Here is a 16,662-nt window from a genome sequence, read left to right as displayed (position 1 = left end):
AGAGTAGAATGAGCGATCCTTTTACCGGCGGCTGCGCCTGCGGCGCGATCCGCTATGAAATCGCCGCCGAGCCGATCTTCATGAACGACTGCCAGTGCCGCGACTGCCAGCGTGCCAGCGGCACCGGGCATGGATCCTACCTGACCTTCCCGTCGCGGGCGCAGGTGAAGGTCGCGGGCGAAGCGGCGCGCTGGGGCATGGTCGGCGACAGCGGCAATGTGAAGACGCGCGCTTTCTGTCCCGCCTGCGGGTCGCCCGTCTATTTGACCTTCGCGGCCATGCCCGATCTGTTCACCATCCACGCCGCGAGCCTCGACGATCCGAGCCGCTACGCGCCGCAAGCGGTGACTTACGGCGTGCGGGCCCACGCTTGGGACCATGTCGATCCGGCCCTGCCGAAATTCGAGACGATGCCGGCTTGAGGGCAGGCCGGCGGGTCCGTTCGCTCGACACCTATTGGCTCAAACCGCGCACTCTGGCGCTGCGCTTTGGCGACATGCGCGCAACGCCGCCGTTGGGGACAACGGCGGCGAGCGTCGAGCTCACGAATCGTGACGCAACTGAATGCGCCCGGCAAGACTCAGAACTCTAGTCTTCCGCGAGTGAAGATTTCCGCGGCCTTCATGGTGAGGCCCTCGGCGAGTATACCCCACTTGGTGGAGGGTGGGCCTTTGGCGTTCCTCTTCTCGGCAGCCTCTCCAAGGGTCCGGGACTCCTGAGCCCGACTGCGCTGGAATTCCCTTTTGTTATCTTCCGCAAAGCCGCACGCAATGACAGCGCATAGCGCCTTGGCGTCCTTCAGCGCCATGCTGATTCCTTGTCCGCCAGGTCCATAGGGATGGGCTGCGTCCCCGATCAAGATCATTCGGTCGCTGTACCACCGGCCGGGGGGCGTCCCATTGTAGATGGGACCGTAGGCCAGTATGGCTTCCGCATCCTTGGCGTACTGCCTGTATTTGCTTCCGAGCTCGGGACTCCATCGTTCTGCTCGTCTCGCCAGCTCTGCCTCGACGCTCGCCCGCGACGCCAGTTTCGCATCCGCTTCGGGCATGGCAATGTGCGTCCACATGAAGATGCTTTTCTTCCTCGCCGCCTCGTGCACTTTCCCGCAAGAGGCGATGCCCACCCGATGACCAGGATAATTGTGCAGCGTCATTTCGGTTTTGGTGTCGTCCCCGGTGATGAACCCCACGCCCAGATACCCGGCATAGGTCTTCGTTGAACCCTGCGCCGGGTTCAGCCTGTGTCGGAGCTTTGAGCCCACTCCATCAGCCCCGACGAGAACGGTTCCAGTCACCGTCTCACGCGAGTCCGATGTCACCTCGACTCGGTGGGCTGACTCACTCATGGCCGCAACGTTGAAGCCGGTCACCACGCGAATCCCCAGGGAGAGTGCCCGCTTCATCAGTTGCTCATGAAGCGCCAACCGTGTGACCACGATTGCCGTGGCGTCGCGCTGAGGGGCGGAAAAGCTGGCGGACAGAGTGCCAAAACGCAGGTCGAGTCTCTGCGTTTCCTCACCGATCGCATCCACCTTCATAAATCTCAGGAGCTTGACGCCTTCGGCGGATATCCGCACGCCGCTCGTCGGGCCATCGAAACGCTGCCTTGCTTCCAGAACCTGGCTTTCGATGTTCTGTTCCGCGAGCATGATGGCGAGGCTGAGCCCAGCCACACCTGCTCCAACGATGATGATTTTCTCGCTCATGGATATAACGCTGTATTTCCACATAACATCGTACGCATTCCATGCGTCGCTTGTCAACCATACGCACTGCGGTTAGCTTCGCTGCATGAGAAATCCCCGCAAATCAGCCGAAATCGCCGGAGTGCTTTGGGAGAGACCCGAGCCGAAAGGCCCCCTCTCTCCGCTGAGCCGCGAGATCATCACGAGGGGCTCGATCGCGCTCGCCGACAAGGAAGGACTGGCTGCCGTATCGCTGAGAAAGGTCGCGGCTTCCCTTGATGCGACCACGATGCGGCTCTACGGCTATCTATCCACCAAGGAGGATCTGCTGGAGCTGATGGTGGACGCCGTCTACGGAGAGATGCTGGCGGCCGGCGCGCTGGGACAACGGGGCTGGCGCGAGGCGCTCCGGACCATCGCCCGCCAGATGCGCCAAGCCACCCGGCAACACCCCTGGTTCATCGAACTGCTGGGCGGCAGGCCCCATTTCGGACCCAACGCGATTGCCTATCTCGAGGCGTCTTACGCGGCGCTCGCCGAAGCGCGCGTGTTCAAGGACATGGACGCCATCATGCAGGCCCTCGGCACCGTCAACGCCTATGTTCTCGGAGCTTTACGCAACGAAGCCAATGAGCTTCGGGCCCAAAGCGAGAGCGGCCTGGATCCGGCGGCGTGGCAGGCGGCCTTGTGGCCCTATCTGGAACGGCTGATCGCCACCGGCCGCTTTCCGATGATGGCAAGGATTGTCGGCGAGGCCACGCATCCGCCTCCCGAGATTGAGTTCGAACGCGGCCTCGACTGCGTTCTCGCCGGCATCGAACATGTTTTACTGGCGGGGCCCACAGCGAGATAGACGCTGGATGTCCCTTGCGTGGGCTGCCGCCGATCCGATCGCCGCGGACGGGTACCGGGTGGTCTTGCTGTCGCGTGGTCTCTGCCGCGTCATTCCCACTCGATCGTCCCCGGCGGCTTCGACGTTATGTCGTAGACGACGCGGTTGATGCCTTTGACCTCGTTGATGATGCGGGTGGCGGCGCGGCCGAGGAAATCGTGGCCGAAGCCGAAATAATCGGCGGTCATGCCGTCGGTCGAGGTGACGGCGCGCAGCGCGCAGACGAAATCATAGGTGCGCGCATCGCCCATCACGCCGACGGTGCGCACCGGCAGCAGCACGGCGAAAGCCTGCCAGATCGCGTCGTAGAGGCCCGCCTTGCGGATCTCGTCGAGATAGATGGCGTCGGCCTTGCGCAGGATGTCCAGGCGCTCGCGGGTGACTTCGCCGGGGATGCGGATGGCAAGGCCCGGGCCAGGGAAAGGATGGCGGCCGACGAAATGCTCGGGCAGGCCGAGTTCGCGGCCGAGCAGGCGGACCTCGTCCTTGAACAGCTCGCGCAAGGGCTCGAGCAGCTTCAGCTTCATCCGCTCGGGCAGGCCGCCGACATTGTGGTGCGACTTGATGGTGACCGATGGGCCGCCGGTGAAGGAGACGCTTTCGATGACGTCGGGATAAAGCGTGCCCTGGGCGAGGAAATCGGCGCCGCCGAGCTTAGAGGCTTCCTCGTCGAAGACGTCGATGAACAGGCCGCCGATGGTCTTGCGCTTCCGCTCGGGATCGGTGACGCCGGCGAGGGCGGCGAGAAAGCGCTCGGAAGCATCGACATGGACGAGCGGGATATTGTAGGCGCCGCGGAACAACGACACGACTTCATCGGCCTCGGCCTGCCGCAGCAGGCCATGATCGACGAAGATGCAGGTGAGCTGCTCGCCGATGGCCTCGTGGATGAGCACCGCCGCGACCGCTGAATCGACGCCGCCCGACAGGCCGCAAATCACCTTGGCGCCGCCGACTTGCTCGCGGATTTTCGCGATCATCGCCTCGCGGAAGCGGCCCATGGTCCAATCGCCTTCACAGCCGGCGATCTTGCGCACGAAATTGAACAGCAACTGACCGCCATCGGGCGTGTGCACCACTTCGGGATGGAACATCAGGCCGTAATAGCGGCGCGCATCGTCGGCGATGATGGCGAAGGGCGCGTTGCCGGAGACGCCGACCACCTCGAAACCTTCCGGGATTTGTGTGATGCGGTCGCCATGGCTCATCCACACCGGATGGTTCTCGCCCGGTCGCCATACGCCTTCGAAAAGTGGGCTGTCGCTTTGCACCGAGACATCGGCGCGGCCGAATTCGCGATGATGGCCGCCCTCGACCTGGCCGCCGAGCTGCGCCGCCATGAGCATCTGGCCGTAGCAGATGCCGAGCACCGGCACGCCCGCCTCGAAAATGGCTTGCGGCGCGCGCGGCGTGCCCTCCTCATGCACGGATTCCGGTCCGCCGGAGAGGATCACCGCTTTCGGCTTGAGCGCTGCAAAAGCCTTTTCCGCGTGCTGGAAGGGAACGATTTCGGAGTAGACCCCGGCCTCGCGCACGCGGCGCGCGATAAGCTGCGTCACCTGGCTGCCGAAATCGATGATGAGAATGCTGTCCGTCATGGCTGCCGGTAGCATCAGATCCGGCCTCCGTCAAGGCGGGGCGCGCGAAGCAAAGCAGAACCCGGGCGGATGCAGCGCTCGCGCCGCGCCCGCCTGGAAATTTACCGTGGGTTTACCGCTGTCCCGTAAGACAGGTCAGTTCCACGCGTCGGAGCAGCCGGTCGGGGCCTGCGCGGCGGCAACGCGGTTCTTCACCTCGTTGCAGGACCATTTGCGAAGCGGCTCTGGCAGACGGCTGTTCACTTCGACCCAGATCTTGTCGTCGCCCGAAGCGATCGTGTAGGTCGCATAGAGCCAATAACCAAAGACGATGATCGCCGCCAAAATGACGATCCCCAAAAGTGTCTTAATTGCACCCATATTCATTCTCGCTATTGATGAGGCCTGTGCGTCGCGGAACGCGAAACACCCGCAGGAAGCCGCGGAGCATAGGCAGAAACGTGTGACGCATGATTGACACTGCCGACTGGCATGGGTCTTTCACATCAGCCGCCCTATGTCCAGCGGCAGGGCCACACAACACAGACAGAACGGCGAGATTGGGGCGGAACCGCCCCAATTCTCAACAATGCGTGTCCGATTGACGCCCGAACTAAGCCCGCCGCTCTAAAACGCTGATATAGAAGCCATCGGTTCCATGGCTGGCCGGCGTCAATTGCAACGCCGCGCCGCTATTTCCGGCTACGGCGGGGGGCGGTGAGGGAAGCGGCGAGTCCTTCCAAACCTCCGTCCACGCCCGTTCGGCGAATTCGGGGAAATGCTCCAGGAACCAGCGCGTCTGCGCCCCGTTCTCGGCAGCGATCACCGAACAGGTGGCATAGACCAGCCGTCCGCCCGGCCGCACCAAGGGGGCGGCGCGTTCGAGCACCCGGCGCTGTTCCTCGATGCGCAGCGCCAGCGCCTCCGGAGTGAGCCGCCATTTCGCGTCGGGGCGGCGGCGCCAGACGCCGGAGCCGGAGCAGGGGGCGTCGGCGAAGACGACGTCCATCCGTCCGGTCAGCGCGTCGAGCGCGGCTTCCTCGCCCGCCGGGATCACCTGGACGTTGCGCGCGCCGGCCCGCTTCAGCCGCTCGAAGATCGGCCGCAGGCGAAGCTTGTCCGAGTCGAAGGCGTGGATCTGGCCGGTATTCTGCATCAGCGCCGCCATGCCGAGCGTCTTGCCGCCGGAACCGGCGCAGAGATCGAGCACCTGCAGGCGAGGCCCCGCGCCCGACAGCGCCACGGCGATCTGCGAGGCCTCGTCCTGGACCTCGAACCAGCCTTTGCCGTGCGCCGCTTCCGCCTCGACATTGGGGTTCTTTTCCTGCGAGCCGGGCGCGGCGATGCGGATGCCGAGCGGCGAGATCGGGGTGGCGGCGGGGCGGTATTTCTCGAGCGCCTTCAGCACGCGGGGCCGGTCGGCTTTCAGCGTGTTGGCGCGCAGGTCAATGGGCGCGCGTTCGGCGAGGCCCTGGCCTTCGGCGACGGCATTCGCCCCGAAAGCGGCCTCGAATTCGGGAAACAGCCATTCCGGCACGTCGGCGGCGATCCAGCCGGGCATGTCGCCAGCCGCCTCAGCATCGGCGCTCAGCCGATCCCTCTCCGCGTCGGACAAGGCGGCCGGCGCGTGCTCGGAGCCGTCGCACAGAGCGGCGATCTCTTCGGCGGGCAGGCCCCAGACATGGCGCAGCGCGCCAAGAACGAGGCCGCGCGGAGAATCGTCGCCCATACGCCAGCCGAGCGAGGCCCGCTTGCGCAGCGCGTCATAAACGAGGGTGCCGATGGCAGAGCGGTCGCCCGAGCCGGCGAAACGGTGGGCGCGGCCCCAATCGGCAAGCGCCATCGAGGCGGGGCGATGGCGCTCGAAACTGTCGGCGAGAACGTCGATGGCGGCGGAAATCCGCCCTGCGAGGCGCATGGAAATGTTGCCTTAAATGTTCGGGAAGAGGAGACGGAGCAGCAGGAGCGCGGTCATGGCGATGATGATGAAATAGCCGATGACGAAAGCGCCGCCGCGCCGCAGGACGATGTTGGTGGTGGTGTGGACATAGGCGTGCAGAACCCGCGAGATGACGAAAGCCCAGGCCAGCAGCACCATCAGGTAATCGGCATTGGCGGTGATCTGCGCGATCAGGCAGAGCACGTAGAAGATGACCGGCAGCTCGAACTGGTTGCTATAGCAATTGCCCAGCTTCCGGGCATCTTCCGGATAGAGCGAGGAATCGAGCGCGACGTCGGAGTGCTTGACCTGGCGCTCCCGGAACGCCGCCGAGCGCGCGCGGCCCATCGCCGTGAGCACCACCAGCGTCAGGATGATCTGCGCGAAGACCGGATAGAGAATTGCAATCTTCATGGCCCCTGTTCCCCCTGCGCCGGCTTTCGGGCGCGGGACAGAGATGATCCGGCCAGACGCCCGCCCGGCTGCTTAAAAGCATGATCGCCTTATACAGGATCGATCATGCTTTTGATTCTTGCATTCACGCACGAATTTTCCGGGAAACCGGCGCCCATCCGCTCCTTAGCTGCTCGTCGGATAGTTCGGGCTTTCCCTCGTGATGGTCACGTCGTGGCTGTGGCTCTCGCGCAGGCCCGCATTGGTGATCTGGATGAACTCGGCGCGCTCATGCAGTTCCTCGATGGTCGCCGAGCCGGTATAGCCCATCGCCGCCCGCAGGCCGCCGACGAGCTGATGCAGCACGCTGGCGACCGGCCCCTTATACGGCACCTGCCCCTCGATGCCCTCGGGCACCAGCTTCAGCGTGTCACGGACCTCCTGCTGGAAATAGCGGTCGGCCGAGCCGCGCGCCATGGCGCCGATCGAGCCCATGCCGCGATAGGATTTATAGGAGCGGCCCTGATAGAGATAGACCTCGCCGGGGCTCTCGTCGGTTCCGGCCAGCAGCGAACCGATCATGGCGCAGTTGGCGCCGGCCGCCAGCGCCTTGGCGAGGTCGCCGGAGAATTTGATGCCGCCATCGGCGATCGCCGGAACGCCGGCCTTCTGCGCTTCCTCGGCCGCTTCCATGATGGCGGTGAGCTGCGGCACGCCGACCCCGGCGACAATGCGCGTGGTGCAGATCGAGCCCGGCCCGATGCCGATCTTGACCGCGTCGGCCCCTGCATCAATCAGCGCCTTGGCGCCTTCGCCGGTCGCGACGTTGCCCGCCAGCACCTGCACCGAATTCGACAGCCGCTTGATGCGCGCGACCGCCTCCAGCACGCGGTTGGAATGGCCATGCGCGGTGTCGACCACCAGCATGTCGCAGCCGGCATCGATGAGCTGTTCGCTGCGCTCGAAACCGACATCGCCAACCGTCGTCGCGGCGGCGACCAGCAGGCGGCCCTGCTCGTCCTTGGAGGCGTTGGGATATTGCTGGGCCTTTGTGATGTCCTTCACAGTGATCAGGCCGATGCAGTGATAATCGGTATCGACCACGATCAGCTTCTCGATCCGGTGCTGATGCAGGAGCCGCATCGCCTCCTCGCCGGTCACGCCCTTAGTGACGGTGATGAGGTTGTCCTTGGTCATCAATTCGGAGACGGGCTGCTCCATATTGGTGGCGAAGCGCACGTCGCGATTGGTGAGAATGCCCACCAGCTTGCCCTCGCGCGAGCCGTTGACGGGCGGCTTGACGACGGGAATGCCGGAAATGCTGTGGCGGCTCATCAGGTCGAGCGCTTCGCGCAGCGTGGCGCGCGGCGCGATGGTGACCGGATCGACCACCATGCCGGATTCATATTTCTTTACGCGGCGGACATGCTCGGCCTGCTCGTCCGGCTCCAGATTGCGGTGGATGACGCCGATGCCGCCGGCCTGAGCCATGGCGATGGCGAGGCGGGCCTCGGTGACGGTATCCATGGCGGCGGAAATGATCGGAATATGCAGCTTGATGTTGCGCGAGACCCAGGACGACACGTCGACCGAGGTCGGCAGCACCTCCGAATGGGCCGGGCGCAGCAAAACGTCGTCAAAAGTCAGGGCGGTTCCCAGCCTGAGTTTTGCCATGTGCAGGTACTCTTTCTCGCGGGATTGCAAACGCCTAGAAAGGCGGCTTGCCGCGACTCTCTATCATTTCAGCGCCGCGCTGCATAGTCTGGGAGACTACCCCTCTCCGGTTGCGGCGGTTTTTCCTCTAAAACCCGTCGCCAGAACATAGAGTTCGGCGGAATCGGCGCGGCTCGCCTTCGGCTTGACATGGCGGACGGTGGCAAAATTCCGCTTCATGGTGTCGAGCAAATCCTGCGCCGTCCCGCCCTGCAGCACCTTGCATAGGAAGGTGCCGCCCGGCGCCAGCACCTCGACCGCGAAATCCAGCGCCGTTTCGCACAGACCCATGATGCGCAGATGATCGGTATGGCGATGGCCGGTCGCGGGCGCCGCCATGTCCGACAGCACCGATTGCGGCCGCCTGCCGCCGAGCGCGGCGATCAGGGCGCCGGGCGCGCCGTCATCCATGAAATCGGCATGGAGGAAGATGACGCCCGGAATGACGTCTATGTCGGTGACGTCGATGCCGACGACAAGCCCCTTGCCGTCCTCCGATTTGACCCGCGTCGCCGCGACCTGCGACCAACCGCCGGGCGCGGCGCCCAGGTCGACCACGGCGTCGCCGGGCTTGAGGATTTTATATTTGTCGTCGATCTCGATCAGCTTGTAGGCCGCGCGCGAGCGGAAGCCGTCGCGCTTGGCCGCCACGACATAGGGGTCGTTGAGCTGGCGCTGCAGCCAGCGCGTCGACGAGAGCGTGCGCTTGCGCGCCGTCAGGACGCGCACTTTCAATGCGCGATCGCTGCCGGCGGACGATTTTCCGCCCTTGCCGCCCGGTGATTTGGCCATGGGCCTCGCTATCACGCCCGCCGCCGCGAGGCAACGGGCGTCGGGGTTTATGATGTCCGACGGCCTTAAGATGGCGCGTGGGGCGGGGCGTGAAAAGTCCGAGCGCGAAACCCGCGTCAGCGCGGCCAGCCATTGCCGCTATTGCGGGCGTCCTCGGCCATCAGGCTGGTCAGGATGCCCTCGCGCAGGCCCCGGTCGGCGACCCGCAGACGGCGGCAGGGCCAGAGGCGCATGATCGCCTCCAGGATCGCGCAGCCCGCCAGGACCAGATCGGCGCGCTCGGGGCCGATGCAGGGCTGCAGCGAGCGGGCTTCGTAGCTGAGACCCAGAAGCTGGCCGCTGACCTTGCGGATTTCGCGGTCGCTCAGCCAGCAGCCGTCGACCTTGCTGCGGCTATAGGCGGGCAGCGCCAGATGCACGCCCGCGATCGTCGTCACCGTGCCCGAGGTGCCGAGCAGATGCGCGTTGCCCTTGGCTATGTCGCGCGCCAGGGCATATTCCGTCTCGAAGGGGGTGAATTTCTCCACCACCTCCTCGACCATCGCCTCGAAGATGCAGTGATCGACGATGCGGCCACCGAATTTTTCCGCCAGGGTGACCACGCCGACCTGCAGCGAGGTCCAGGCGGCGATCGCGGTGTGGACCTTGGCGCGGTCGCCGAAAGCCTGCCGGTTGCCCTTGCCGAGCCGGCCCAGATCCAGCCAGATCAGCTCCGTCGAGCCGCCGCCGATGTCGAAGACCAGCGCCCAGTCGCAATTGCGGTCGATCAGCGAGGCGCAGCCGGCGACCGCAAGCCGGGCCTCGGTCTCGCGGCCGATGACTTCGAGCTGAAGCCCGGTTTCATCCAGCACGCGGCGGACGAATTGCGGGCCGTTCTGCGCGGCGCGGCAGGCCTCGGTGGCGATCAGCCTTGACCGGCGGACATTGCGCCGATGCATCTTTTCCGAGCAAATTTTGAGCGCCTCGACCGTCCGCTCCATGGCCGCTTCGGAGAGCTGGCCGGTCTGGCTGACGCCCTCCCCGAGGCGGATGATGCGCGAAAATGCGTCAATAACCTGGAACCCTCGCCGCGACGGCCGGGCGACGAGCAGGCGGCAATTATTCGTGCCGAGGTCGAGCGCGCCGTAGACGAGCGCGGCACGTTCGGCCGCCGATGTGTGATTTACCACATGTGGTGGATCAGGACTCGGAGGGCTCAATCCGTGGGGCTGACCAAGGGTTTTGGCAATGAACGGTTCACCGGCCTGGCCGGAAAGGCCAGTTGCCGGTGTACTCGCGCTACCCAGCGCAGCACCGTCTTGCTCACTCCTCTGCGACACCCTAAGTCCTTCATACTCCCGGCGTAAGCCCGGTCAAAGCCCCGCTACTTTATCAGCCACAATGCTGCCGTAAAGCATTTCGAGTTGGCGGCCGGATTGTGGCGGCCGCCGATGCCGGAACTACGCGGCGACTCACTCATTTCGGATAGAGTGATTTTTGTCCCCGCCGGCGCGGCCTGCGGGGGGCTATCGATTGCGGCGGGCGCTGCCCGTCCGCACGGGGGAACGATGGGTCGCAAACGATGAATTCAGTCACGCCGAAAGCGTCCGCGCCGCGCAAGGCGCCTGCGGCCGCCGTCTCGCGCCGCGCCCGGATTCACAGGGTCGCGGCGGGGCTGACGCACGCGATGTTCGTGCTGCTGATCGCGCTGGCCTTCGTGAAGCAGGATGCGCCGCAACCTGCGCCGTCCGGCCCGGCGGTGACGGCGGCGCTGGGGCCGGAGCGGGTCGCCCCGGATCCGCCCGAGCGGGCGCCGCGCCCGGCCGCCGCGCCGAGCGTGCGGAAGAATTATGGGCGGCTGCCGAAAGAGGAGGTCCCCGAGGCCACCGAGACGTCCGAGCCGCAACCGGCGATTCCGGCGAGCCCCGCATTGCAGGAGCGCCGCCCCGAGCTCCAGGAGGCGAAGGCCAAGCCCGCCAAACAGCCGGTTCAGGAACCCGCGCCCGCACCGCCTGCCGAAAAGCCCGCTCCCCCCGCCGAGGCCGCGAAGGCCGCGCGCAACGCCCGCCTGCTCGACCGGCTCGTCGCCGCCTATCCGGACGCGCTGCAAGGCCATGACGGTGCCAGCCTGATCTGGCGCGACGGCACGCGCATGGTCTTCGACGACGGCCGCGAGAAATCCGCCGAGGAGCGCGTCACCGACGCCGACCTGGAGGATATGTTCGTGCCGCCCTATCCGTCCGGCGACACGCTGGAGGACCCGCGGGAGGATTTCGATCCCGGCCGGGCGCGTAACGAGGCCTTTTTGCGGAAGATGTATGGCGATTGCCGCAAGAAGGAGGTGCAGAAGAAGCTGGTGTCCGTCGCCTGGCTGCCGAAGAATGGCGGCAAGAGCGTGCAGATCACCTCGGCCAATGGCGTCGCCGAGAAGCTGAAGCAGGTCTCGGACGAACTCGACGCGTTGCCGAGCGAGATGATCAAATTTCTCAAGCCGGTCGCCGGCACCTTCAATTGCCGCGACATCGCCCGGACCAGCCGGTCAAGCGCCCACGCCTATGGTATCGCCATCGACATCAACGCCCGCTATGGCGATTACTGGCAATGGGGCAAGCCGAAACGGGCCGGCGCCTATGTCTACCGCAACCAGATCCCCTATGAGATCGCGGCCATCTTCGAGAAGCACGGCTTCGTCTGGGGCGCGAAATGGTATCATTTCGACACGATGCATTTCGAATACCGGCCGGAGCTGATCGGGGCGGACGACCAGATCGCCGATCCGTACGGCGCCTCGGTGCCGATGCCGGAGAAGCAGTGGCGCAACCTCAACTGAGCAGGCGCACCTGTGGCCGCCGCTGGCGCATCATCCCCCGCTTGAAGGTGAGGATGGTGAAGGCGAAGATGCTCATGCCGCAAACGGCGTAGGCGACGAGGGCGATGATGAAGGCGAGCTGGCCCTGCGCGCTGCCGGCCGGGACCGGCACGAGCGGCGAGCCCGCCGGCAGGAAGCTGACCGCCTGCATGCCGGCGAAATGCATTGAGGCCGCCGCGAGACCCAGTGCGATGGAAGCGACCGCCGTTTCCAACAGGCCGCGATTGCGGAAGGCGAACCACAGCACGAGGAACGCCACCTGGCCCGCGATGACGGTCGAGACCGCGATGGCGGGCCACCACAGGCTGAGCACGAAAGCGCCGCGCAACCCGCTGACGCCGACGATGTGCATCACCTCGAGGCCGGAGCCGAGGAAGATTACGCTCGCGGTCAGCGTATAGCGGCCGAACATGCGCTTTGCCATGACGGCGAGGGCGGCGGAGGTGAATAGCATCCCGATCAGAATCGAGAGCATGGCGATGCCGAGGGAATAGCCGGTCTCGACGGGGGCGATCACCGCGAGGATGCCGATCATCTGCATGGCCCAAAAGCCGCCGCCGAAGCTGAGGCCGCCCAGCCCGACCTGAAGCCGGGCGCCCGGACCCGTCGCTCCGCGCAAACCGCTGGTGACGATCAGCCCCGTGAAGGCGCCGAGAATGGCAATGGCAATGGACAGCGCGACGAGGCCGGAATCATGGGTAAAGCCCATGGGTTCACCCCATTTGATGAAAGCTGCCGGGACGGGCCGGAACGCACGCTCGCGACGCGGGAGCGGTGCTCAGGAAACGGTGACGCACCGCTTCAATGCCCCATAATGAGACAGAGTAACGGCAAAGTATGCATTCGTCAAATCTTGTGTAAACAAGCTAATATATCGTATTTTATTAAACTTATATCTAATACTACTCGGCGCGACGCTACAGTGAGTTGGGGCCGGAGTAAATCTCCGTATATTTACATACGGAAGACACCGAAGGGCGTATCGGGGATGGGCGCGTTCAGCGCGGCGGAGAAGGCCAGCGCCAGCACGCGGCGGCTCTCCATGGGGGTGATGATGCCGTCGTCCCAGAGCCGGGCGGTGGCGTAATAGGGGCTGCCCTCGCGGTCATACTGCTCGCGGATCGGCGCCTTGAACGCCTCCTCGTCCTCCGCCGCCCAAGCGCCGCCATCGGCCTCGATGCGCTCGCGCCGGACGGTCGCCAGCACGCTCGACGCCTGCTCGCCGCCCATCACCGAGATCCGCGCATTCGGCCAGGAGAACAGGAAACGCGGCGCATAGGCGCGTCCGCACATGGCGTAATTGCCAGCGCCGTAGGAGCCGCCGATGATGAGCGTTACTTTCGGCACATTCGCGCAGGCGACGGCCATCACCATCTTCGCGCCGTCCTTGGCGATGCCGCCCGCTTCATAGGAGCGGCCGACGATAAAGCCGGCGATGTTCTGCAAGAACAGGAGGGGGATACGCCGCTTGCAGCACAGCTCGATGAAATGCGCCGCCTTCAGCGCCGATTCCGAATAGAGGATGCCGTTATTGGCGATCACCCCGACGGGCATGCCTTCCAGATGCGCAAAGCCGGTGACGATGGTGGTGCCGTAATTGGCCTTGAACTCGTCAAGCTCGGAGCCGTCGACCAGCCGGGCGATCACCTCGCGCACGTCATATTGCACGGCGAGCCGCGCGGGGACGATGCCTTCCAGCTCGGCCATGTCATAGGCAGGCGGGCGCGGCTCGGCGAAAACGAGGTCGGTGGTCTTGCGCAGGTTGAGATGCGAGACGATACGCCGGGCGATGGCAAGCGCGTCCTCGTCATCCTCGGCATAATGGTCGGCGACGCCGGATTTGCGGGTGTGGACATCGGCGCCGCCCAGTTCCTCCGCCGTCACCGTCTCGCCCGTCGCGGTCTTCACCAGGGGCGGGCCGCCGAGGAAGATGGTGCCCTGGTTGCGCACGATCACTGTCTCGTCGGACATGGCCGGCACATAAGCGCCGCCCGCTGTGCAGGAGCCCATCACCACGGCGACCTGCGGGATGCCTGCGGCTGACATGCGCGCCTGATTGTAGAAGATGCGGCCGAAATGATCGCGGTCCGGAAAGACTTCGGTGTGATAGGGCAAATTCGCGCCGCCGCTGTCGACGAGATAGATGCAGGGCAGCCGGTTGGCCTCGGCGATCTCCTGGGCGCGCAGATGCTTCTTCACCGTCATCGGGTAATAGGTGCCGCCCTTGATCGTCGCATCATTGCAGACGATCACGCATTCGCGCCCCGAGACGCGGCCGACGCCGGTGATGAGGCCCGCGCCGGGCACATCCTCGCCGTAGAGCCCGTAGGCGGCGAGCGGCGACAATTCGAGGAAGGGCGAGCCGGGGTCGATGAGTTTCAGGACGCGCTGGCGCGGCAGGAGCTTTCCGCGCGCGGCATGACGTTCACGTGCGTTTTGGGAACCGCCTTCGGCCGCCGCCGCGAGCGCGGCGATCAGCTCCGCGTTCAGCGCCTGAAAAGCCGCGCGCTGGCTGATAAAATCATCGCTCGACGCCGAAATCCGGCTGTGAATCCTACCCATGCGCCGCTCCTTGCTTCTTCCGGCGGGCTGCCGCGCGCTGTCTTTTTCTGCGTCTCAGGCTTCCGCCGCAACCATCTCCACCGGACCATCCGCATCGCGCCAGGCCTTGAAGCCGCCCTTCATATGGGCGACGTTTTCTAGCCCCATGCGCTGCGCCGTCTGCGTCGACAGCGCCGAGCGCCAGTCCAGCGCGCAATGGAAGACGAAGCGCTTCTGCTCGCCGAAGACCGGCTTGAAATAGGGACTGCCCGGGTCGATCCAGAATTCCAGCATGCCGCGCGGGCAATGGAAGGAGCCGGGAATGCGCCCCTCGCGCTCGATCTCCCGGATGTCGCGCACGTCGATGATGACGATGCCGCCCCCGTCCATGGCGGCCATGACCTGCTCCGGTTCCAGCTCGGTGATCTCGCGTCTGGCGGCCTCGATCAGCGCGTCATAGCCGATTTTCATGGCTTTGGGCATGGGGGTGCTCGCTCTCATGGCCCGCGTGAAGCGGACAGTTTTTGGCCGGACTGTAAGAATTGCTTAAGTTTGCGGAAGTTTCGGCGGCAGTTCCTGCTTATTTTTCCATCGCTGCCAGAAGATGCGGAAACCTGAAACGAGTTCATCCGCGTCGGGCATGCGTTTGTGCTGTTCGAAGAAGCCGCGCAGATATTCGAGATAAGCCCGCCCGAGCCCATAGGTCAAGGCCGCAGCGGTTGTACCGGTGATGGCGGAGCCCGCAATGGTACCAAGACCGGGGATAAGTTTGGCGACCTGCCCGGCGATGAAGCGTCCGCCCGCCGTCAGCCCGAGCGCGCCGATCAGGGTCATCGCCATGGCCTGGAGGTCGGCGCGCTTCAGCTTCACGCCCATATTCAGGCTCACGGCGATGATCATGCCGACTTGGACGCCGAAAACACCGGCCGCGTCGGCCAGCGGGATCGGCGCGGCGCCCGCCGCCCCGGCCGCCGCCGCGGCGCGCCGGATGGTCACCTCGGAGCGCCGTAACATTTCGGTGAGGTTGCGCGAGGCGACATGCCAGGCGGCCTCGACCGAATCCGGGATGGCGGCTTCGGTCGCCTGCATCAGCTCCTCGATGCCCATCTGGGCAAAATTCTGCCCCTCCATGGCGATCGGCGCGGCGCGCACCCGCACGACGGCGACCGCGCCCGGCAGCAGCTTGCGCACCGTGTCCTTGAATTCGGGCGCCATGCCGGCCTTGGTCAGCACTACGACCACCGGGATGCCCTCGCGGCTCATCAGCTCGACCAGCGCCTCCTCGCCGGGCTGCACGGTGAGTGAAGGCTCATCGATGCAGAGCCAGGCGACATGGATGTGGTCGAAGGGGTCGCCCGAGGCATTGCGCTGCTCGATTTCGCGCTTCAGGCCGTCGAGCGTCTCCTTGTAGCGCTCCATTTCCAGCCCCTCGGTGTCGCAGAGACGCAGGATGTCGGCCTCGCCGGGGGTGAGCGGATACCAGATGCGCCCGCGCGTCCTCGGCCGGCCCATCAGCGTATTGCCGACCTCCTGGCCGAAGATGGAGCCGATCAGCGTCGTCTTGCCGACGCCGGTGCGGCCGGCGACGATGATGTTGAACCGGCCGATGGCTTTGCGCGCTTCGCTCAATTTGGCTTCCCATACCGACAGAGGCAGTCGCCCGGCCGCGCCCTGGATCATGTCCCAGAGCGCGTCGTCGTCGAAGGGCGAGGCGCCGGCCGCCTCATCGCCGCCGCGCCGGACCGGCAGCGGCTTTGCGGGACTCCGTGCGGCCGGCTGCGATGGCGGATGGCCGACCAGCCGGTCGAGCAGCGGACGCCACCAGCGCAGACGCCGCGCCTTCCTCTGTCTTAAATGCGCCAGTTTGATCGCGGTTTGCAGCAGATTCGAATCGCCGCCGCCCGGAAAGCGCAATTCCGCAGCCGCATCCGTCCCGCCGCCGCGCGACAAACGCAGGATTTCCCCGTCGGCCGCGCCGAGCGTGCGGGGGTCTTCGGCCGAGCCGAGACGCTGCGCGGCCCAGGCGGACAAGCGCAAAAGCGCCGGGCGGCCCGGGTTTTCCCCTGCCGCCAGGGCGGCAATCCGCTTCTCGATGGCCTGCGCCAGCTCGTCGACGGAGAGCCCGGCCGCCACATTCAGCGCCTCGCGCAAGGACGCCAGCTCAGCCTCGTTCGAGCCGAGCAGCAGCGAGCGCAGATCGTCCGGATCTTCGATGGCGACGGCTATGCGTTCATCTGTTCGCATTCGCCAAATACTTTCTCATATTATGGTCTCACGGGA

15 protein-coding genes are annotated in these 16,662 nt (G+C 65.4%); 3 read left to right on the top strand and 12 right to left on the bottom strand.

All coding sequences use genetic code 11. The features are described 5' to 3' along the window. Positions 1–8 precede the first annotated feature (8 nt). Positions 9–422, top strand: a complete 414-nt coding sequence (locus BLEFHOIH_RS02340; RefSeq protein ID WP_088342897.1) for a GFA family protein — start codon at positions 9–11, stop codon at positions 420–422. A gap of 158 nt (positions 423–580) precedes the next feature. Here BLEFHOIH_RS02340 and BLEFHOIH_RS02335 read toward each other — a convergent pair whose 3' ends face one another. Continuing rightward, positions 581–1,708 carry an NAD(P)/FAD-dependent oxidoreductase gene (locus BLEFHOIH_RS02335; protein ID WP_088343126.1) on the bottom strand — a complete coding sequence of 376 codons (1,128 nt, stop codon included), beginning with the start codon at positions 1,706–1,708 and terminating at the stop codon, positions 581–583. 85 nt (positions 1,709–1,793) lie between these two features. Between BLEFHOIH_RS02335 and BLEFHOIH_RS02330 the strand changes: the two genes are divergently transcribed. Beyond that, positions 1,794–2,540 carry a TetR/AcrR family transcriptional regulator C-terminal domain-containing protein gene (locus BLEFHOIH_RS02330; RefSeq protein WP_088342896.1) on the top strand — a complete coding sequence of 249 codons (747 nt, stop codon included), beginning with the start codon at positions 1,794–1,796 and terminating at the stop codon, positions 2,538–2,540. A gap of 89 nt (positions 2,541–2,629) precedes the next feature. Here BLEFHOIH_RS02330 and guaA read toward each other — a convergent pair whose 3' ends face one another. From guaA to BLEFHOIH_RS02295, 7 genes are all read right to left on the bottom strand, one after another. Continuing rightward, the gene (gene guaA / locus BLEFHOIH_RS02325; protein WP_088342895.1) at positions 2,630–4,192 is read right to left on the bottom strand and encodes a glutamine-hydrolyzing GMP synthase; all 1,563 of its coding nucleotides are present in this window, start codon (positions 4,190–4,192) and stop codon (positions 2,630–2,632) included. A 120-nt stretch (positions 4,193–4,312) separates the two neighbouring features. After that, a complete protein-coding gene (locus BLEFHOIH_RS02320) occupies positions 4,313–4,501 on the bottom strand; it encodes a hypothetical protein (RefSeq protein WP_125461546.1) in 189 nt (62 codons plus the stop codon). A 268-nt stretch (positions 4,502–4,769) separates the two neighbouring features. Further along, on the bottom strand, positions 4,770–6,074 hold the full coding sequence (locus BLEFHOIH_RS02315; RefSeq protein ID WP_088342893.1) for an RsmB/NOP family class I SAM-dependent RNA methyltransferase: 1,305 nt from the start codon (positions 6,072–6,074) through the stop codon (positions 4,770–4,772). Between the two features lie 12 nt (positions 6,075–6,086). Further along, entirely contained in the window at positions 6,087–6,509 is a 423-nt protein-coding gene (locus BLEFHOIH_RS02310) for an MAPEG family protein (RefSeq protein ID WP_088342892.1), read from the bottom strand. Between the two features lie 165 nt (positions 6,510–6,674). Next, complete coding sequence (gene guaB, locus BLEFHOIH_RS02305) at positions 6,675–8,162, bottom strand: IMP dehydrogenase (RefSeq protein ID WP_088342891.1); 1,488 nt, start codon at positions 8,160–8,162, stop codon at positions 6,675–6,677. A 96-nt stretch (positions 8,163–8,258) separates the two neighbouring features. Then, complete coding sequence (locus tag BLEFHOIH_RS02300) at positions 8,259–8,993, bottom strand: RlmE family RNA methyltransferase (protein ID WP_088342890.1); 735 nt, start codon at positions 8,991–8,993, stop codon at positions 8,259–8,261. A 116-nt stretch (positions 8,994–9,109) separates the two neighbouring features. After that, positions 9,110–10,162 (bottom strand): Ppx/GppA phosphatase family protein, encoded by a 1,053-nt coding sequence (locus BLEFHOIH_RS02295; RefSeq protein ID WP_245296838.1) that lies wholly within the window; start codon positions 10,160–10,162, stop codon positions 9,110–9,112. A gap of 392 nt (positions 10,163–10,554) precedes the next feature. On the opposite strand from BLEFHOIH_RS02295, the gene BLEFHOIH_RS02290 reads away from it, so the two are divergent. Further along, positions 10,555–11,802, top strand: coding sequence for a M15 family metallopeptidase (locus BLEFHOIH_RS02290; RefSeq protein ID WP_088342888.1), 1,248 nt, complete (start codon positions 10,555–10,557; stop codon positions 11,800–11,802). Here BLEFHOIH_RS02290 and BLEFHOIH_RS02285 read toward each other — a convergent pair. The 4 genes from BLEFHOIH_RS02285 to BLEFHOIH_RS02270 form a co-directional block, all read right to left on the bottom strand. Then, the gene (locus BLEFHOIH_RS02285) at positions 11,795–12,550 is read right to left on the bottom strand and encodes an MHYT domain-containing protein (protein ID WP_088342887.1); all 756 of its coding nucleotides are present in this window, start codon (positions 12,548–12,550) and stop codon (positions 11,795–11,797) included. The genes BLEFHOIH_RS02290 and BLEFHOIH_RS02285 overlap by 8 nt on opposite strands. A gap of 245 nt (positions 12,551–12,795) precedes the next feature. Next, positions 12,796–14,403: a carboxyl transferase domain-containing protein gene (locus tag BLEFHOIH_RS02280; RefSeq protein ID WP_088342886.1), complete on the bottom strand. Its 1,608-nt coding sequence runs from the start codon at positions 14,401–14,403 to the stop codon at positions 12,796–12,798. A gap of 54 nt (positions 14,404–14,457) precedes the next feature. Beyond that, the gene (locus BLEFHOIH_RS02275) at positions 14,458–14,865 is read right to left on the bottom strand and encodes a rhodanese-like domain-containing protein (protein ID WP_088342885.1); all 408 of its coding nucleotides are present in this window, start codon (positions 14,863–14,865) and stop codon (positions 14,458–14,460) included. 63 nt (positions 14,866–14,928) lie between these two features. Next, positions 14,929–16,626 (bottom strand): DUF697 domain-containing protein, encoded by a 1,698-nt coding sequence (locus BLEFHOIH_RS02270; protein WP_088342884.1) that lies wholly within the window; start codon positions 16,624–16,626, stop codon positions 14,929–14,931. Positions 16,627–16,662: the final 36 nt, after the last annotated feature.

Origin of the sequence: Rhodomicrobium sp. R_RK_3, assembly GCF_002198715.1 — a bacterium.
In the GTDB taxonomy this organism is placed as follows: Bacteria; Pseudomonadota; Alphaproteobacteria; order Rhizobiales; family Rhodomicrobiaceae; genus R-RK-3.
This window is presented reverse-complemented; position numbering and strand designations above follow the sequence as displayed.